General features: G+C 70.1%; 15 protein-coding genes. 7 read left to right on the forward strand and 8 right to left on the reverse strand.

Annotated elements, in window-relative coordinates:
- Positions 1–18: 18 nt before the first annotated feature.
- The 4 genes from OG524_RS10985 to OG524_RS11000 all read right to left on the reverse strand — a co-directional run bounded on the left by OG524_RS10985 (position 19) and on the right by OG524_RS11000 (position 2,538).
- Positions 19–594, reverse strand: a complete 576-nt coding sequence (locus tag OG524_RS10985) for a TerD family protein (protein ID WP_405391024.1) — start codon at positions 592–594, stop codon at positions 19–21.
- A 127-nt stretch (positions 595–721) separates the two neighbouring features.
- Entirely contained in the window at positions 722–1,297 is a 576-nt protein-coding gene (locus tag OG524_RS10990; protein ID WP_384492777.1) for a TerD family protein, read from the reverse strand.
- 139 nt (positions 1,298–1,436) lie between these two features.
- A complete protein-coding gene (locus tag OG524_RS10995; protein ID WP_405391023.1) occupies positions 1,437–1,895 on the reverse strand; it encodes a peroxiredoxin in 459 nt (152 codons plus the stop codon).
- Positions 1,896–2,100: 205 nt separating this feature from the next.
- Positions 2,101–2,538: a DUF3052 domain-containing protein gene (locus OG524_RS11000; RefSeq protein WP_384492779.1), complete on the reverse strand. Its 438-nt coding sequence runs from the start codon at positions 2,536–2,538 to the stop codon at positions 2,101–2,103.
- Between the two features lie 482 nt (positions 2,539–3,020).
- Between OG524_RS11000 and aceE the strand changes: the two genes are divergently transcribed.
- Entirely contained in the window at positions 3,021–5,762 is a 2,742-nt protein-coding gene (gene aceE, locus OG524_RS11005) for a pyruvate dehydrogenase (acetyl-transferring), homodimeric type (RefSeq protein WP_405391022.1), read from the forward strand.
- Between the two features lie 191 nt (positions 5,763–5,953).
- Here the strand turns inward: aceE and OG524_RS11010 are convergent, their stop codons facing one another.
- Positions 5,954–6,367: a peptidase inhibitor family I36 protein gene (locus tag OG524_RS11010; protein WP_405391021.1), complete on the reverse strand. Its 414-nt coding sequence runs from the start codon at positions 6,365–6,367 to the stop codon at positions 5,954–5,956.
- 175 nt (positions 6,368–6,542) lie between these two features.
- Entirely contained in the window at positions 6,543–8,153 is a 1,611-nt protein-coding gene (locus tag OG524_RS11015) for an MFS transporter (RefSeq protein ID WP_405391020.1), read from the reverse strand.
- Between the two features lie 116 nt (positions 8,154–8,269).
- Between OG524_RS11015 and OG524_RS11020 the strand changes: the two genes are divergently transcribed.
- From OG524_RS11020 to OG524_RS11040, 5 genes are all read left to right on the forward strand, one after another.
- The gene (locus OG524_RS11020; protein WP_405810024.1) at positions 8,270–8,938 is read left to right on the forward strand and encodes a TetR/AcrR family transcriptional regulator; all 669 of its coding nucleotides are present in this window, start codon (positions 8,270–8,272) and stop codon (positions 8,936–8,938) included.
- 224 nt (positions 8,939–9,162) lie between these two features.
- Positions 9,163–10,374 (forward strand): alpha/beta hydrolase, encoded by a 1,212-nt coding sequence (locus OG524_RS11025; protein ID WP_405391018.1) that lies wholly within the window; start codon positions 9,163–9,165, stop codon positions 10,372–10,374.
- Between the two features lie 86 nt (positions 10,375–10,460).
- Positions 10,461–11,384 (forward strand): DUF4429 domain-containing protein, encoded by a 924-nt coding sequence (locus tag OG524_RS11030; protein ID WP_405810026.1) that lies wholly within the window; start codon positions 10,461–10,463, stop codon positions 11,382–11,384.
- Positions 11,385–11,595: 211 nt separating this feature from the next.
- Positions 11,596–13,020 carry a sensor histidine kinase gene (locus OG524_RS11035; RefSeq protein WP_405391016.1) on the forward strand — a complete coding sequence of 475 codons (1,425 nt, stop codon included), beginning with the start codon at positions 11,596–11,598 and terminating at the stop codon, positions 13,018–13,020.
- A complete protein-coding gene (locus tag OG524_RS11040; protein ID WP_405391015.1) occupies positions 13,017–13,724 on the forward strand; it encodes a response regulator in 708 nt (235 codons plus the stop codon). Before OG524_RS11035 ends, OG524_RS11040 begins: the two co-directional genes overlap by 4 nt.
- 18 nt (positions 13,725–13,742) lie before the next feature.
- On the opposite strand, the gene OG524_RS11045 is transcribed toward OG524_RS11040, so the two are convergent.
- Positions 13,743–14,762, reverse strand: coding sequence for an aldo/keto reductase (locus OG524_RS11045; RefSeq protein WP_405391014.1), 1,020 nt, complete (start codon positions 14,760–14,762; stop codon positions 13,743–13,745).
- A 4-nt stretch (positions 14,763–14,766) separates the two neighbouring features.
- Positions 14,767–15,222 (reverse strand): MerR family transcriptional regulator, encoded by a 456-nt coding sequence (locus OG524_RS11050; protein WP_405391013.1) that lies wholly within the window; start codon positions 15,220–15,222, stop codon positions 14,767–14,769.
- 86 nt (positions 15,223–15,308) lie between these two features.
- On the opposite strand from OG524_RS11050, the gene OG524_RS11055 reads away from it, so the two are divergent.
- Entirely contained in the window at positions 15,309–16,127 is an 819-nt protein-coding gene (locus OG524_RS11055; RefSeq protein ID WP_405391012.1) for a serine hydrolase domain-containing protein, read from the forward strand.
- Positions 16,128–16,236: the final 109 nt, after the last annotated feature.

Below are 16,236 nucleotides of genomic sequence, written 5' to 3' on the forward strand. Positions count from 1 at the left end.
CCCGCGCCGTGCGCGGCTTTACGAAACGTTGACCCCGAAGTCTAGAGCGATGCCCCGCAGCCCCGACGCGTACCCCTGTCCGACTGCGCGGAATTTCCACTCCCCGCCGTAGCGGTACAGCTCCCCGAAGATCATCGCCGTCTCCGTCGAAGCGTCCTCGCTGAGGTCGTAACGCGCCAGCTCCTGGCCGTCCGCCTGGTTCACCACGCGAATGAAGGCATTGTTGACCTGCCCGAAAGTCTGCCCACGATTATCGGCTTCGTGGATCGAGACAGGGAAAAGGATCTTGTCGCAGTGCGCCGGCACCTCCGCGAGGTTCACGATGACCGACTCGTCGTCGCCATCGCCCTCACCCGTGAGGTTGTCGCCGGTGTGCTCGACGGAGCCGTCGGGGCTGGTGAGGTTGTTGTAGAACACGAACCACTCGTCACCGAGCACCCGGCCCGACTGGCACAGCAGTGCGCTGGCGTCGAGGTCGAAGTCGGCTCCCGTCGTGGATCGTGCGTCCCAGCCGAGCCCGATCAGCACCTGGGTCAGATTGGGTGCGGCCTTGGAGAGGGAGACATTGCCTCCCTTGGCGAGCGTGACGCCCATGGTGTGTCCTCCCCGAGTCGATGGACGGTCCTGCGAGCGCACGGCGCCTGCGGGGCGCGGAACGCTCTGTCCACCACGTCCGGCGCCGCACAACGTGCGGCGCCGGACGTGGTGAGGCTGAGACGGCTCAGACGTTGACGCCGAAGTCCTGCGCGATGCCGCGCAGACCCGACGCATACCCCTGGCCGATGGCGCGGAACTTCCACTCCGCGCCGTTGCGGTAGAGCTCACCGAAGACCATGGCGGTCTCGGTCGAGGCGTCCTCGCTCAGGTCGTAGCGTGCGAGCTCGGTGTTGTCCGCCTGGTTCACCACGCGGATGTACGCGTTGCGCACCTGGCCGAAGCTCTGCTGGCGGCTCTCGGCCTCGTAGATCGAGACCGGGAAGACGATCTTGTCCACGTCGGCCGGGACACCGGCGAGGTTGACCTTGATGACCTCGTCGTCGCCCTCGCCCTCACCGGTGAGGTTGTCGCCGGTGTGCTCGACCGAGCCGTCGGGGCTCTTGAGGTTGTTGAAGAAGACGAAATTCCCGTCACCGCCGACCTTGCCCTCGGTGTTCGTCAGCAGAGCGCTGGCGTCGAGGTCGAAGTCACCACCGGTGGTCGTACGGGCATCCCAGCCCAGACCGACGATGACCGCGGTCAGGTTCGGCGCGGCCTTGGTCAGCGAGACGTTGCCGCCCTTGCTGAGGCTGACTCCCACGAGTCCTCCAAATGTTTTGAGAGGGCCGGCAGACACCAGCGCCCCCGTCGTGCGTTGGCATCGGATCAACGATTGGATCCTAGTGACCGGTTCCCGGCCAAACAGGCTTTTGGCCGGGTGCCGCCAGGAGATCCCGGAATCAGATCGAGTCGAGGGCCTTGATGTAGTCGTTCAGGTCACGCGCGTCCGGCAGGCCGTTGACGACGGTCCAGCGGACCACGCCCGCCTTGTCGATGACGAAGGTGCCCCGCACCGCGCAGCCCTTGTCCTCGTCGAAGACGCCGTACGCCCGCGAGGTCTCGCCGTGCGGCCAGAAGTCCGACAGCAGCGGGTACTCGAGGCCTTCCTGCTCGGCGAAGACGCGCAGGGTGTGGATCGAGTCGTTGGAGACGGCGAGCAGCTGGGTGTCGTCGTTCTCGAACTTGGGCAGCTCGTCACGGAGCGCGCAGAGCTCGCCCGTGCAGACACCGGTGAAGGCGAACGGGTAGAAGAGCAGCACCACGTTCTTCTCACCACGGAAGTCGGACAGCTTCACCGTCCGCCCGTGGTTGTCCTTCAGTTCGAAATCCGGAGCCGGCGTGTCGACCTCGATCGCCATGAAACGTGTCCCTTCGCAGCGTCACCACTTTCCCGGGCTGGTCCGTCCGGGTGACTCCCACCCTACGCAGAGCCCTCCGCCGGGCCCGGGCGGGCCCGCGTGGAGGCCCTCCGGCCCGCTCACGAAAGCCCCGCCCGCCCCTGTCGGAACGTACGAAGGCCCCCGGCGGCGCGGTGCCGTCGGGGGCCTCGGTGATGAAAGGGGTTCAGCGCTTGGCCGGAGCCCCCTTGGGAGTGACCAGACGGCTGCCCGTCCAGTCCTTGCCCGCGCTGATGCTCTTGGTCTGGGCGAGACCAGCTGTCTGGGCAGCCTCGTTGATGTCGCTCGGTTCGACGTATCCGTCGCGGCCGGTCTTGGGCGTCAGCAGCCAGACCGCCCCACCGTCCTCGAGCAGACCAATGGCATCCACCAGCGCGTCCGTAAGGTCGCCGTCCTCGTCGCGGAACCAGAGCAGGACGACGTCAGCGACGTCGTCGTACTCCTCGTCGACGAGTTCCTGGCCGATTGTGGCCTCAATGCCCTCACGGAGCTCCAGCTCGACGTCGTCGTCGTAGCCGATCTCCTGGACCACTTGTCCGGGCTCGAACCCCAGGCGTGCTGCCGGGTTGGTCCGCTCCTCCGCGTGGTCCGCGGTCGCGCTCACGGGTTGCCTCCTGATCATGTTTCGGAAAATGCTTCAGCCACGCGCGTGCGCGGGGCGTTGGCCGTAGTCCACACGGGCTCGGCGAATCGCGCAAGTACCCGGCGTCCGAGACCGCCTAAACGGTGACGTTCCCTGCCACGTCGCCGCAACTTCCGGCATGTCTCCTGCGGGGCCCGGAACGCTGTCCGAACCCTTTACGTCCTTCCTCAGCTTATGCCGTTTCGGTCCGCCATTCGGAGTCGAACAGCCTTTGGGAACGCATGGCCGGGTTGGGCGTATGGTTGCGGTTTGGGCCGGAGCGCCCTCGTTCCGCCGGTACCCACGCCCGGACCCGGTGTTCGGGAACCTTGCGTTACCCCACAGTAGAGATGACGTTCAACCTCTCTCGGTACACGATGGAGTCGGCGTACAGCAGACGCTCCGGGGGTACGTTCCCCCGCAACCAGGCCCCGAAGAGCATCACCGAACAGCGAAGGAACAGCGTGGCTTCCGGATCCGATCGCAACCCGATCATCATTGGCGGCCTTCCGAGCCAGGTCCCGGACTTCGACCCGGAAGAGACCCAGGAATGGCTCGACTCCCTCGACGCCGCCGTCGACGAGCGAGGCCGTGAGCGGGCTCGCTACCTGATGCTCCGCCTCATCGAACGCGCGCGCGAGAAGCGTGTCGCCGTGCCGGAGATGCGCAGCACGGACTACGTGAACACGATCGCCACGAAGGACGAGCCGTTCTTCCCCGGCGACGAGGAGATCGAGCGCAAGGTCCTCAACGCGACCCGGTGGAACGCCGCGGTGATGGTCTCCCGCGCGCAGCGTCCCGGGATCGGGGTCGGCGGCCACATCGCCACCTTCGCGTCCTCCGCCTCGCTGTACGACGTGGGCTTCAACCACTTCTTCCGTGGCAAGGACCATGGTGACGGAGGCGACCAGATCTTCTTCCAGGGGCACGCGTCCCCGGGGATCTACGCCCGTGCCTTCCTGCTCGACCGGCTGAGCGAGGCGCAGCTCGACGCCTTCCGCCAGGAGAAGTCGAAGGCACCGAACGGGCTGTCCAGCTACCCGCACCCGCGGCTGATGCCGGACTTCTGGGAGTTCCCGACCGTCTCGATGGGCCTCGGTCCGCTCGGTGCGATCTACCAGGCGCGGATGAACCGCTACATGGAGGCGCGCGGCATCGCCGACACCTCCAAGTCGCACGTCTGGGCCTACCTGGGTGACGGCGAGATGGACGAGCCGGAGTCGCTCGGCCAGCTCTCCATCGCCGCCCGTGAGGGTCTGGACAACCTCACCTTCGTGGTCAACTGCAACCTGCAGCGCCTGGACGGCCCGGTCCGCGGCAACGGGAAGATCATCCAGGAGCTGGAGTCGCAGTTCCGCGGCGCCGGCTGGAACGTCATCAAGCTGGTCTGGGACCGCACCTGGGACCCGCTGCTCGCGCAGGACCGCACGGGCATCCTGGTCAACAAGCTGAACACCACCCCGGACGGCCAGTTCCAGACGTACGCCACCGAGACGGGCGCGTACATCCGGGACCACTTCTTCGGTGACGACCCGCGGCTGCGCGACATGGTCAAGGACATGTCCGACCACCAGATCCTGCACCTGGGGCGCGGCGGCCACGACCACCGGAAGGTCTACGCGGCGTACTCGGCGGCCAAGGCGCACAAGGGCCAGCCGACGGTGATCCTGGCGCAGACGGTCAAGGGCTGGACCCTCGGACCGAACTTCGAGGGCCGCAACGCGACCCACCAGATGAAGAAGCTCACGGTCGAGGACCTCAAGCGCTTCCGCGACCGGCTGCACATCCCGATCACGGACAAGCAGCTGGACGAGGGCTACCCGCCCTACTACCACCCGGGCCGCGACTCGGAAGAGATCCAGTACATGCACGACCGCCGCCAGGGCCTGGGCGGCTACGTCCCGACCCGTGTGGTGCGCGCCGAGCCGCTCCCACTGCCGGACGACAAGGCCTACGCGACTGCGAAGAAGGGTTCGGGTCAGCAGTCGATCGCCACCACCATGGCGTTCGTCCGCGTCCTGAAGGACCTCATGCGGGACAAGGAGATCGGCAAGCGTTTCGTGCTGATCGCCCCCGACGAGTACCGCACCTTCGGCATGGACGCGTTCTTCCCGAGTGCGAAGATCTACAACCCGCTGGGTCAGCAGTACGAAGCGGTGGACCGCGACCTCCTGCTCGCGTACAAGGAGTCGCCGACCGGCCAGATGCTGCACGACGGCATCTCCGAGGCCGGCTGCACGGCCTCGCTGATCGCCGCGGGCTCGGCGTACGCCACGCACGGCGAGCCGCTGATCCCGGTGTACGTCTTCTACTCGATGTTCGGTTTCCAGCGCACCGGTGACCAGTTCTGGCAGATGGCCGACCAGCTCGCGCGCGGTTTCGTGCTGGGTGCGACCGCCGGACGTACGACGCTGACCGGTGAAGGGCTCCAGCACGCGGACGGCCACTCGCAGCTGCTCGCCTCGACGAACCCGGGCTGTGTCGCGTACGACCCGGCGTTCGGGTACGAGATCGCGCACATCGTCAAGGACGGTCTGCGCAGGATGTACGGCGGGACGCCCGAGGAGAACGAGGACGTCTTCTACTACCTCACCGTCTACAACGAGCCGATCCAGCACCCGGCCGAGCCCGCCGATGTCGATGTCGACGGCATCCTCAAGGGCGTGTACCGCTACAGCAGCGGCGAGAAGGGCCAGATCCCGGCCCAGATCATGGCGTCCGGTGTGGCGGTGCCGTGGGCGGTGGAGGCGCAGCGGATCCTCGCCGACGAGTGGAACGTGAAGGCGGACGTCTGGTCGGCGACCTCCTGGAACGAACTGCGCCGTGAGGCCGTGGACGTGGAGCGGTACAACCTGCTCCACCCGGAGGAGGAGCAGCGCGTCCCGTACGTGACCCGGAAGCTCTCCGGCTCCGAGGGACCGTTCGTGGCGGTCTCGGACTGGATGCGTTCGGTGCCCGACCAGATCGCACGCTGGGTGCCCGGTGCGTACCAGTCGCTGGGTGCGGACGGCTTCGGCTTCGCCGACACGCGCGGGGCGGCCCGCCGCTTCTTCCACATCGACGCGCAGTCGATCGTGCTCGCGGTGCTCACGGAGCTGGCGAAGGAGGGCCGCATCGACCGTTCGGCGCTGAAGACGGCGGTGGACCGGTACGACCTCCTGGACGTGGCCGCGGCCGACCCGGGCCCGGCCGGCGGCGACGCGTAACGGCACGGTCGGCACGGACGTAGGGCGCGGACGCACGGCCAGGGCTTGACGGCACCGGCCGTGCGTGGTGCCCGGGCACGAGGGGCGGCGGGACCCCAGGGTTCCGCCGCCCCTCGGCGTTACCCAGGGTTCCGCCGCCCTTCGGCGTTCCGCGGCCGGTCAGCCGTCCTCGGTCCGCGGGGCACTCACGGTCAGTTCTCCCAGATCTTGAAGGCCCTCACGGTGTACGGCGACCGGGGCACCCAGGTGCCGCCGCCCGGGTACGTCTCGAACTCCCCGGTCTCCCCGCACTCGGCCGACTGGTACGTGGTGACGGGGCGCCCGGTGCGGTTGACGAGGGACTGGGCCCGGCCGCCGGCGGGCAGCGGGACGCAGCTCTCGATGTCGACGCCGGACAGCTCGTGGGTCTGTCCGGCTCCCTCGAAGTCGGGTTTCGTCCAGAGGCAGAGCTGCCCCGCCCCGCAGGGCGCGAGCCCCGCGGGGGAACTGTGCGTGCGCCCCTGTCCGGCGGGCGTGTGGTGTGCGGCGGGCGCGGTGCCGGCCAGTGCCGTGGCCGGGACGAGCGCGGTGGCCGCCAGGGTGGCGGCGAGAACGGTCGTACGCATGGTGGATCAACCCCCGTGGTCGAGTGAATCGATGTCCGCACTCTGACCTGCGCGGGAGCGCATCGGGAAGGGGCCGGGCGATGGACCACCCTGATAGGCGACAGCCCCGCCGGAACCGTCCGGCGGGGCTGTCGTACGCGCTGTGTTGACGTCTCCGCGTCAGGGGTTCGGGGGATCAGATGTGGGCCGCGCCCGCTCCCGCCTCAGCGTTCGCACCGCGTTTGGTGAGTGTGGCGACGAGCGCCGCTACCACGGCGACGATGCCCGCGACCATGAACGCGGAGCTCATACCCGACACGAACGTGTCATGGGCGACACTCGTGATCTTCGCCGCGATCTCCGGCGGGGTGCCGGGCGCGACGGGGGGCATCCCGACCTTGATGGCCGAGGACGCCTGCTCCAGCTCGGTGGCGTTCACCGGCGGGAGGCCGGCGTCCTTCCAGTTGTCCCCGAGCTTCGCGTCGACCTGGGCGGCCATGACTGCGCCGAGGACGGCCGTGCCGAGGCTGCCGCCGACCTGCATCGCGGCCTGCTGGAGTCCGCCGGCGACCCCGGAGAGCTCCATCGGGGCGTTGCCGACGATGACCTCGGTCGCGCCGACCATCACCGGGGCGAGTCCGAGACCGAGCAGACCGAACCAGATGGACATGGTCAGCGTGCCGGTGCCGATGCTCAGCTGCGACATGCCGAACATGGCGATCGCGGTGAACACCATGCCGCCGACCAGCGGGACGCGCGGGCCCAGCTTGGTGATGGCGAAGCCCGCGAGCGGCGATCCGACGATCATCATTCCGGTCAGCGGCAGCAGGTGCAGACCGCTGTCGACCGGGCTCATGCCGTGCACGTTCTGCAGGTAGAAGGTCACGAAGAACAGCCCGCCCATGAAGGCGAAGGCCATCATCACCATCAGCACCACACCCGCCGAGAGGGGCACGGAGCGGAACATGGCCAGCGGGATCAGCGGTTCCCTGACCTTCGTCTGGGTGAACGCGAACGCGGCGAACAGGACGACGGCGCCGACGAGGAAGCCGATCGTCTTCGGGTCGCCCCAGCCCCACTCGGAGCCCTTGATCAGCGACCAGATCAGGCAGAACATCGCCAGCGACAGCAGCACGATGCCGCCGATGTCGAAGGACTTCGGCGCGTTCTCGGCGCGGTGGTCCTTGAGGACCACCAGGCCGAAGGCGAGCGCGAGCACACCGACCGGCACGTTGATGAAGAAGACGGACTGCCAGCTGACGTGCTCCACGAGCACACCGCCGAGGATGGGGCCGCCCGCGGTCGAGGCGCCGATCACCATGCCCCAGATGCCGATCGCCATGTTCAGCTTCTCGGCCGGGAAGGTGGCGCGCAGCAGGCCGAGCGCCGCCGGCATCAGCAGGGCGCCGAAGAGGCCCTGGAGGACCCGGAAGACGATCACCAGGGTCACACCCTGGGAGAAGCCGATCGCCGCCGAGGCGGCGGCGAACCCCGCGATGCCTATCAGGAAGGTCTGGCGGTGGCCGAAGCGGTCACCGAGCTTGCCCGCGGTGATCAGGGAGACCGCGAGCGCGAGCATGTAGCCGTTGGTGATCCACTGGACGTCGGCAAGCGAGGCGCCGAGGTCCTGCTGGATGGCGGGGTTGGCGATCGCGACGATCGTGCCGTCGAGGGCCACCATCATCACGCCGATGGCGACGCCGAAGAGCGTCAGCCAGGGATGGCCGCGCAGCCCCTTCACCGGTGCGGGAACGTGGGTGTCTTCAGGCTCCCGCGGCGCCTTCTCGACAGTGGTCTGACTAGTCATGCGCTGGAGATTAGTGTCAGCGTCTGACAGTTGACAAACCAATTCACAAGACAGTAACTGTCATGTAGCTCACAGGTAGGCCGAGACGCCCAAAGCAGCAGAAAGAGGTCCGGAAAGTGACGCGCACGCAGGCATCCGGGGCGCCCGCGGTGGGAGCTCCGGCCGGATTGCGTGAGCGCAAGAAGCAGCGCACCCGCGAGGCCCTGCTGCACACCGCTCTGGAGCTCTTCACCACCCAGGGCTACGACACGACCACCATCGACGAGATCGTCGACGCCGTCGAGGTGTCCCAGCGCACCTTCTTCCGCTACTTCGCGAACAAGGAAGCGGCGGCCTTCGCCATCCAGGAGAAGGTCGAGCTGAGCTTCCTCTCGGAACTGCGCCGGCGCCCCGCCGGGGAGTCCCCCTTCGAGGCCATGCGCCGGGCCGTGTTGCAGGCCTGGGTCAGTATCGCCGACGCCCCCGGGGGGAACATCACGGTCGCGCTCCAGATGCGGACGTACCGGATGATCGAGTCGACGCCCTCGCTGATCGCCGCCCACATGCGGCGCAGCGTCGATCTGGAGCGCCAGATCACCCTGCTGATCGCGGAGCGTGAAGGACTCGACCCGTGCGCGGATCCCCGGCCGCGGGTGGCCGTCGCCGCGTTCTCCGGGGTGATGCGGCTGACCGGACAGCTGTGGGGGCAGCGCCAGGACGCGAGCGTGGAGGCGCTGCGCCGTCTGACCGAGCTCCACCTGGACCACCTCGGACCTGCGCTCTCCGAAGGATGGCGCGCCGCTTAGGCGGACCCTACGGCTGTGCCGCACCTCTCGTCACCGGACCATGGGCGAACTCACAGCACCTCGGCCTCGCCGTTCATTTCCAGTGCCCAACGGGCCCTCGGCGCATCGCAGTGTGGGCGCGACGCACACGGAGCGTGAGAGTCCCCTGCCCAATTCCCCGCGCTCGGGTGATCTGCGTCACCCCTGTGACGTCGGTCTGTGCACGTCTCCTAGGGTGGGGCCCAGTGACTTCCTTCGACTCCTCTCCCACGCTCACCGCATGGCGCGCCCTGCTCGCCGTCGCGGTCGTGTTCGTGATGCTCGCGACCACCGGGTGGACCGCCGTGCGTCATCAGCACTCCGCCGCACCACGCGAGATCGCGCTGGCCGCCTGGGCGAGGGACCGGACAGCCGGTCACTCCCTCCCGGACACCGACGCGCCGGCGTACCGGCTGGCCCACTTCTTCGCGACGCTCACAGCGGGCCAGCAGGTCGCGCTCGCCGACAAGTACCCGCTCGTGGTGGGGAATCTGAACGGCGCCCCGGTCACCCTGCGGTACCGGGCCAACCGCCACGCCCTGGTGCGGGCGCGGGCCGAGGAGCAGCTGCGGACGCAGGACACCGGACTTTCGCCCGACGGCCGCCGTCAGGCCGCGCTCCGGCTCGAACGCTTCAGGTCGCTGCTCGCCGGTGACCGGCAGATCCTCGCCTTCGACCCGTCGGGCAGGGGCCATGCGGCGGAGGTCTTCGGTGACCTCGACCGGGCGCGGCGGGTCTCGGTCGTCGTCCCCGGGGTCGACACGAATCTGCTGACGCTGGAGCGCACCGGGCGCAAGAAGAACGCGGCGCCCGTCGGCATGGCGCGGTCGCTGTACGCCGCCGAGCGCGCCGCCGTCCCCGGTTCCCGAACCGCGGTGATCGCCTGGGCCGACTACACGGCGCCCGCCGGGATCGGCATGGACGCGGCGCTGGGCAAGCTCGCGGCGGAGGGCGCGGTGCGGCTGAACGCGCTGGTGGGCGCACTGCCCGGCACCTCGTCCGTCTCGCTGTTCTGCCACAGCTACGGCTCCGTGCTGTGCGGTGTCGCGGCCCGCGAGCTGCCTTCGCGGGTGTCCGACATCGCGGTCGCGGGCAGTCCGGGCATGCGGGCGGACAGTGCGGCCGGTCTGCACACCCGGGCGAGGGTGTGGGCGATGCGGGACGGCGACGACTGGATCGAGGACGTGCCGAACATGGCGGTCGGCGGGCTCGGCCACGGTGCCGATCCGGTCGAGCCGGGCTTCGGTGCGCGGATCGTGTCGGCAAGCGGTGCGATCGGGCACAGCGGCTATTTCGAGCCGGGCACGACGAGCCTCAGCAACTTCGCCGCGATCGGGGTGGGCGCCTACGACTCGGTCAGCTGCTCAGCCGCCGACCACGCGTGCCACCGCGGCATTTCCGGCGCGCCCGGTGCCTGACGCGCGTAGAGGACGCGGGCTGCCTTGCCGGTTTCCGACCGTACCGAGGGGGGACGCGCGGACCCGTGCCGCATACGATGAGGCACATGGGTGATGTGCTGGCGGGAATTCAGGCCACCTGGGAGTTCGACACCGACTCCGTGCTCATCCGCTTCGAACGGGGGATCCGCACGCCGAGGCTCTTTCTGAGTCTGCGTGAACGCCGCATTCCGTACGCGGCGTTGTCATCGGTGGCGCTGACCCCGGGCAAGCGGGGCACGGTGGTCCTGCACGCGGTGCCGAGACCGGGTGCGGATCCGCTGCTGGAGGCCGCGGCCGGGCAGCTGAAGGAGGGCTGCGACCCGTACCGCCTGGTGCTGCCGGCGGAGCGCGAGACGCTCGCCGAGTACTACGCGGACGAATTGCGGGCCCTGCTCGGCCCCGACGCCTCGCTGCCCGCCGAACGCTTCCTGGTCACGGCCCCCGAGGCACCGATGCGGTTCAAGGCGTACGACGGACGGGCCGGCTTCGACGGGTCGCGGGTGTCCTTCCGCTGGTCCTGGACTGGTGCGTCCAGCGCCAAGTGGAAGGCCGGCGACCAGGCGTTCCCGGTGGCGGACCTGAGCGGTGTGGAGTGGCGTTCGCCCGAGGCGTTCGAGGGCTATCTACGGCTGGTGCCGCGCGGTGCCTGTGCCGGGGAACCCGACTCGGTTGTTCCGTCCGGCCCGGCACCTGACGCGCGGCATGCGGTCCGGCGGCTCCAGGCCGACCAGGATCCGGCCGCTGTCGTGTTCGGTCTGGGCTACGGGCCGGTTCACGAGTCGCTGCCGTTCGCCGCGGCGGTCCTGGAGTCCGTCCGCCGGACCCAGTCGGTGCCCGTCGCCACGGCTCCCGCCGGGACGGGCGGCGGACGGCGCGACCCGGCGGACATCGCCGAGCGGATCCGGCACCTCGGGGACCTGCACGAGGCCGGCCTGGTGACGGACGAGGAGTTCGGCGCGAAGAAGGCGGAGCTGCTCGCCGAGCTGTAGCCGACGAGACGTCGTCGGCGAGACGTCGTCGGCGAGACGTCGTCGGCGAGCTGCTGGTGGGCGGACGCGAGCCGCCGTGACCTGGTCGGTGATCCGGCCTGTGACCCGGCCTGTGATCCGGGCGACCCCCTACCCCGGTACGGGTTCGGCCCCCCGCGTGACGGCACTCCGGTAGGACGCCGCCGCGCGGCCCGCTGCCTAGGCTGAACGGGTGATGACCACTGCCTCCGGTCCACCCGAATCCGTACCCGCCGACAGCCTGTCGAGCGCAGCTCGCCGCCATCTGCGGGCGTTCGCCCACGCGTTGACCCACCCGTCCCCGTCCTCGGCCCCGCTCCTCGCCGGCTCCCCGAAGCGCTGGCGGCGACAGCTGCCGTACGCGGTCGTCGCTCTGCTCCCCGTCGTGTTCGTGCCCGTCACGCTCAACGTCCTGACCTCGGAGTACGGCCTGGCGGGCGGTCCGGCCGCGGTGCTCGCCGTCGCCCAGGCCGCTCCGCTGCTGATGCTCGCGCACCGGCCGCTGCAGGCCTGGTGGATCATCTTCTGCGCGGATGTGGTCGGCGCCCTGGTGCTGCTGTCGTCCGGGGCCGGGGAGTTCAGCACCGCGCCGTTGCCGTGGACGGCCGGGATGACGGGCATCTGGCCGTGGACCCCACCGGTCATGATCGCCTACCTCTTCGTGCTGTTCGCCCTGGGTCTGCACGAGCCCTGGCGGGCCTCGGCGGCGGTCTGGCTGGTGACGGGTGCGGCGGGGCTGCTGCTGCACCTGGTCGCGCCCGACCGCGGCAACGGCAGCGCCCTGCTGCTGCCCGTCCTCGGCGCGGTGGTCCTGGTCGTCGCGGCGGCGCTACGGGAACGGGGCGAGGCCCGGCGCAGGCTCGTCGAGCAGGAGACGATCAGCGAGGCCGAGCGTGCCGGACGGACGCTCCTGGAGGAACGGACCCGTATCGCCCGCGAGCTCCACGACGTGGTCGCGCACCACATGTCCGTGATCACGGTGCAGGCCGACTCGGCACCGTACCGGATCGGCGGGCTGCCCGAGCAGGCGCGCACCGAGTTCGCGTCGATCGCGGCGAGCGCCCGGGAGTCGCTGACGGAGATGCGGCGGCTGCTCTCGGTGCTGCGCAGCGAGGGCACGGCTGGGGAGCGGGCTCCCCAGCCGGGGCTCGACCGGGTGCAGCAGCTGGTGGAGGCGACGGTGCGGTCGGGACTTCCCGCGGAGCTCTCGATGGGCGCCGGGGTGGCGGCGGCGGTGCGGGACGGGATGGCGCAGGCCGTCGACCTGTCCGCGTACCGCATCGTGCAGGAGGCGTTGGCCAATGTGGTCCGGCACGCGCCAGGGGCCCGCGCCCGGGTGTCGGTCACGGTGGCCGACGGCCATCTGACCGTACTGGTCGTCAACGACCGTGCGCAGCTGCCCGGTTCACCGCTGGAGACGACCGGGACCGGGCACGGGCTGGTCGGGATGCGCGAACGCGTACGGTTGACCGGCGGCACGCTGGACACCGGCCCGCTGCCCGACGGGGGCTTCCGGGTGGCCGCGCGGCTTCCGCTGTCCGCCGGTGCCGGCTGCGCGGTGAGACGGAACGGCTCGCGTCCGGCCCCGTCGAACGCCCCTGCCCCGGAGGACTCTTGAGCATCCGCGTGATCATCGTCGACGACCAGGCCATGGTCCGGGCGGGCTTCGCCGCGCTGCTGGCCGCGCAGAGCGACATCGAGGTGGTGGGAGAGGCGCCGGACGGACGCCGGGGCATCGAGGTCAGCCGTGAACAGCGGCCGGACGTCGTCCTGATGGACGTACGGATGCCGGAGATGGACGGACTGGCGGCGGCCCGCGAACTGCTGTCCCCCGAGGCTGGGACAACGGCGGGGTCGGAGTCGGAACACCGGCCGAAGGTGCTGATGCTGACCACGTTCGACGTGGACGACTACGTGTACGAGGCGCTGCGCGTCGGCGCGTCCGGCTTCCTCCTGAAGGACGCACCACCGGCCGATCTGATCTCGGCGGTACGCGTCGTGGCCGCGGGGGACGCCCTCCTCGCCCCGTCCGTGACCCGCCGGCTGATAGCGGACTTCGCACGGCAGCGGCCCACCGGGGCGTTCCGGAGCGGGCCCGCCCTGCGGTTGCGGGGGCTGACACCGCGCGAGACGGAGGTGCTGGAGCTGGTGGCCCGGGGCCTGTCCAACCAGGAGATCGCGCAACGGCTGGTCCTGGCCGGACAGACGGTGAAGACCCATGTCGGACGCATACTCGCCAAGGCCGACCTGCGGGACCGGGCACAGGCCGTGATCTTCGCGTACGAGTCGGGGCTGGTGGCCCCGGGCGACGCGGAGGCCTGAGTGATGCTGCTCGGGGCGCTACTCGCGAGCCGTCGCGGTGCTGCTCATGTCCGGGTAGCGGTCCCCCGCGACCTGCCCCGCGATCGGCTCCAGCAGCGCGAGCTCCTGCTCCGTCAGGACCAGCCGGGTCGCCGCGACGTTCTCCAGCAGCCGGCCGCGCCGCCGCGTCCCGGGGATCGGCACCACCGTCAGACCGTGCACCCCGGCACGCTGCTGCACCCAGGCGAGGGCCACCTGTGCGGCCGTCGCACCGTGCGCCGCCGCGATCTTGTGGACGGGTTCGAGCAGCGCCGCGTTCGTCCTGGCGTTCTCCCCCGTGAAGCGCGGCTGGCGCGCACGGAAGTCGTCCGCCGTCAGGTCCTTGGACGCGTCGGCGAAGGACCCGGTCAGGAAGCCGCGGCCGAGCGGCGAATACGGCACGAGGGTCACCCCGAGCTCGACGGCCGCGGGCACGGCGCTGCGCTCCACGTCCCGGCTGAACAGCGACCACTCGGACTGCAGGGCCGCGATCGGGTGCACCGCGTGCGCCTCGCGGAGCTCGGCCCCGGTCACCTCGCTCAGACCGAGCTGCTTGACCTTGCCCTCCCGCACCAGCTCGGCCATCGCGCCGACCGACTCGGCGAGCGGGACGAGCGGGTCGCGCCGGTGCATGTAGTACAGGTCGATGACCTCGATGCCCAGCCGGCGCAGGCTGTCCTCGACGGCCTGCCGGATGTACGCGGGATCGTTGCGCACCCCGCGGTACAGCGGGTCGTCGGTCCGCTCTATGCCGAACTTCGTGGCCAGCGTGATCTCTTCGCGGTGCGCGCCCACGAACGGCGCGAGGAACGTCTCGTTGGCGCCGCGCCCGTAGACGTCGGCGGTGTCGAAGAGGGTGACGCCGGCCTCCAGCGCCGCCTCCAGGGTGTCCCGGGCCGCCGCCTCGTCCGTGTCCCCGTAGAACTCGCTGATCCCCATGCAGCCGAGCCCCTGCACGCCGACCGGGGGGCCGTCGCTCCCGAGCCGTACGGTCGCCGTCTTTCCGGTGCTGTCGCTCATGCCGTCAGACCCTTTCCGACGCCGCGCGGGCGCCCGCATAGAAGTCGATCTTGAAGTCGAGTACGGCGAGGGTGTCCTGGAGTTCCACGATCCGCGTCTTCACGTCGCGGCGGGTCGCCTCCAGCAGTTCCTGCCGCTCCTCGAAGGTGTGCTCGCCCTCGCGCAGCAGTTCCGCGTACCTGACCATGTCGGCGACCGGCATCCCGGTCAGCCTGAGCTTGCCGACGAACGCCAGCCAGTCCAGGTCACGGTTGCTGAAACAGCGCTGGCCGGTGTGCGACCGGTCGACGTGCGGCATCAGCCCGATCCGTTCGTACCAGCGCAGGGTGTGCGCGGTGAGACCCGTGAAGGCGACGACCTCGCTGATGGTGTAGCGGTCCTGGCCCTCGGGGCGTGGGTGTGCCTGGGGGGCCGAGGCACAGGTGTCGGTCCGTGCGGAAGTGCTTTCCATCACCGTCATGTCCTCCACGCTAGAACCTTCGAGTGCACTCCAAGCAAGCGCATTCGGGTGACGTCCCGTTCCGGGCTTCGGTTTAGGCTCGTTCCATGCAGAGCCTGGCGATGATCGACAACTGGCCCGTGCCCACCGCGGCGGCGGCCGTCGTACGAGCGGACGGCACCGTCGTCGGTACGTACGGCCCGACCGCACACCGCTTCCCGCTCGCCTCCGTCACCAAACCGCTGGTGGCCTACGCGGCTCTGGTGGCGTACGAGGAGGGCGCGGTCGAGCTGGACGAACCGGCCGGGCCCGAGGGATCCACCGTCCGGCACCTGCTCGCGCACACCAGCGGCCTCGCCTTCGACGAACACCGGGTCACGGCCCCTCCCGGCACCCGCCGGCTGTACTCCAACGCCGGTTTCGAGGTCCTCGGCGACCACCTCGCGAAGGCCACCGAGATCCCGTTCCCGGAGTACGTGCGCCAGGCGGTCCTGGAGCCGCTGGGCATGACGGCGACGACGCTGGAGGGCTCCCCCGCCAAGGACGGCGTCTCGACGGTGGACGACCTGGCGCGTTTCGTCGCGGAGGTGCAGGCGCCCCGGCTCCTCGACCCCCGCACGGTCCTGGAGGCCCAGACCGTCGTCCACCCGGGCCTCAAGGGCGTACTCCCGGGTTACGGCCACCAGAACCCCAACGACTGGGGCCTCGGCTTCGAGATCCGCGACTCCAAGTCCCCGCACTGGACGGGCCTCACGTCCTCCCCCGCGACCTTCGGCCACTTCGGCCAGTCCGGCACGTTCCTGTGGATCGACCCGGCGGCGGGCGCGGCCTGCGTAGCCCTCACGGACCGCGCCTTCGGCCCCTGGGCCACCAAGGCCTGGCCCCCCTTCACGGATGCGCTGCTGACGGAGCTCGGCACCCGGTAGCCCAGGCCTGGTCGTTGCGAGATCACGGACGGCTCAGCCCCCTCCAGAGGCCCTTTTTCCGTCCGCCGGATCCCAACGGCCTACCTCGGGGTCCACCGGGGTGGAGGGC

Origin of the sequence: Streptomyces sp. NBC_01520, from assembly GCF_045040375.1 — a bacterium.
In the GTDB taxonomy this organism is placed as follows: domain Bacteria; phylum Actinomycetota; class Actinomycetes; order Streptomycetales; family Streptomycetaceae; genus Streptomyces.